Source organism: Streptomyces sp. NPDC002265 (assembly GCF_040296125.1).
Lineage (GTDB): Bacteria > Actinomycetota > Actinomycetes > Streptomycetales > Streptomycetaceae > Streptomyces.
In genome coordinates this window covers 1-2,359 of record NZ_JBEOWS010000629.1, presented here as the reverse complement: position 1 = coordinate 2,359, position 2,359 = coordinate 1, and the positions used below count along the sequence as shown (strand labels likewise).

General features: G+C 68.1%; 1 protein-coding gene and 2 pseudogenes. 1 reads left to right on the top strand and 2 read right to left on the bottom strand.

Annotated features, from left to right (window positions below):
• Positions 1-1,170: IS110 family RNA-guided transposase (locus ABT085_RS45745; RefSeq protein ID WP_351623019.1), on the top strand; the 1,170-nt coding region annotated here is incomplete at its 5' end.
• Between the two features lie 21 nt (positions 1,171-1,191).
• Here the strand turns inward: ABT085_RS45745 and ABT085_RS45740 are convergent.
• Positions 1,192-1,790 (bottom strand): annotated as a pseudogene (locus ABT085_RS45740) (IS5 family transposase); the annotation flags it as partial.
• A 62-nt stretch (positions 1,791-1,852) separates the two neighbouring features.
• Positions 1,853-2,359, bottom strand: a pseudogene (locus ABT085_RS45735) (IS5 family transposase); the annotation flags it as partial.

Below are 2,359 nucleotides of genomic sequence, written 5' to 3'. Positions count from 1 at the left end.
CTGCTCGGCAGACTCAGGATCAGCGACGACGCGGCCGGCTTCCAGGACCTGCTGGATCTGCTCGCCGAGCATGGCGACAGCCCGGACGATCCCATACCGGTCGCGATCCAGACTTCCCGGGGTCTGCTGGTCGCCTGCCTGCGGGCCTCCGGACGCCGGGTCTATGCGATCAATCCGATGGCCGTCGCCCGCTATCGCGACCGGCACGCCGTCTCCCGCAAGAAGTCCGACCACCAGGACGCCGTCGTCCTGGCGAACATCCTGCGCACGGACACCGAGTTCCACCGTCCGCTGCCGAGCGACTCCGAGCTGGTCAGGGCGATTGCTGTCCTCGCGCGAGCTCAGCAGGACGCGGTCTGGGACCGCACTCGCGCCCACAACCGGCTGCGATCACACCTGCGTGAGTACTATCCCGCGATTCTTGAGGCGTTCGCGGCAAAGCGCGAGCGGCTGCTGTCCCGGGAGGCCCGCACGATCCTGGCGATCGCGCCGACTCCGGCCGAGGCCACCCGGCTGACCCGAGGACGGCTGCGGACCGCTGTCACCAAAGCCGGGCGTCAACGCCGCATCGACGCCGAGACCGACCGGCTGCTCGAGGTGTTCCGTCGAACCTGGCTCCGCCAGCCCGCCCTGGTCGAGACGGCGATGGGACGGCAGACACTCGCTCTCCTCGCCCAGCTCGACGCAGCCTGCCAGGCATGCGACGACCTCGCATCCGACACCGAGGAGCTGTTCCTGCAGCATCCCGACGCGGAGATCATCACAAGCTTCCCCGGCCTGGCTGTTCTCACCGGTGCGCGGGTACTCGGCGAGATCGGCGACGACCGTGCCCGCTTCACCCATGCCGGCAATCTGAAGGCTTATGCGGGAAGCGCACCGGTGACCCGCGAGTCCGGCAAGAGCCGCCACGTCACCCACCGCCGGATCAAGAACAGCCGTCTGGCCGCGACCGGCCGACATTGGGCGTTCGCGGCACTGACCGCCTCACCCGGCGCCCATGCCCACTACAACCGTCGGCGGGCCGCTGGTGACCGCTACCACGCGGCCCTGCGCAATCTGTTCAACCGCATGCTCGGCCAGCTCCACCACTGCCTGACCAACCATCAGAAGTTTGACGAAGCCAACGCCTTCAGCACCCCCGCCCCAACCCTCCTCACGGCAGTTGCTTGACCCGCAAGCTGCATGGGGTGTCTTGTCTGCGCTCAGGTGTCCCGGTCGGGTGCGCGGGCGGCCTTCGCCCTTGCGAGCCACACGGACGCGTTCGAGTACGGGGATCATCTGTGGTGCGTCGCCCCACTGGCCGGGGGTGACCAGCAACGCGAGAGGTCTACGACCACCTTCGCTGGCGAGATGAATCTTGCTCGTCAGACCGCCCCGGGACCTTCCGAGTCCCTCGTCGGGGCGATGCTGCCGGGGCGTGGCTCTTTTTTCGGAATGCGGGGTGTCTTCCTGCGGGCTCCGGCGGCGTGTTGGTGGGCACGGCAGGACGTCGAGTCGACGCCCACCATGCTCCAGTCGATCCGGCCCTCGGCGTCGGCATCAGCCTGGACAGCGTGGAGGATCCGGTCCCAGGTGCCGTCTGCGGACCAGCGTCTGTGTCGTTCGTAGACCGTCTTCCACCTGCCGAACCTCTCCGGCAGATCCCGCCACGGGATCCCGGTCCGCTCGCGGAAAAGAATCCCGTTGATCACCCGGCGGTGACTGGCCCACCGCCCACCACGCCGTCCGTAGAGGGGCAGATGCGGCTCTAAGCGGTGCCATTCCTCGTTCGTCAGATCACCACGACCCATGACCAACTACACGGCAGGGCAGGCCGAAACATTCATGATCCGCCGGACAGGCCTTAGAGGTCCTAACAAAGGCGTTGGACGTGTCGGTGGGTGATGAGGCAGGTGGCGAGGCCGAGGAAGGCCTCGTGGATGTCATCGCGTCGCTCCCATCGGATGCGTAAGCGTCGAAAGCCGTGGAGCCAGGCGATGGTGCGCTCGACCACCCAACGGAAGACGCCCAGGCCAGAGCCGTGTTCGACGCCTCGTTCGGCGATGACCGGGCGGATGCCGCGCTGCCAGAGCAGTCGCCGGTACTTGTCGTGGTCGTAGCCGCGGTCGGCAAGAAGCGCGTCGGGTCTGCGTCTGGGCCGGCCGACGACACCGGCCACGGCCGGGATCTTGTCGAGCAGGGGCAGGAGTTGGGTGACGTCGTTGCGGTTTCCGCTGGTCAGGGACACCGCGAGCGGGATGCCCTGGGCGTCGGTGACGAGGTGGTGCTTGCTGCCCGGCCGTGCGCGGTCGACGGGGCTGGGTCCGCTTTTGGGCCCCTTCGAGCGGCCCGGACGTGGGAGGAGTCGATCACCGCCCGC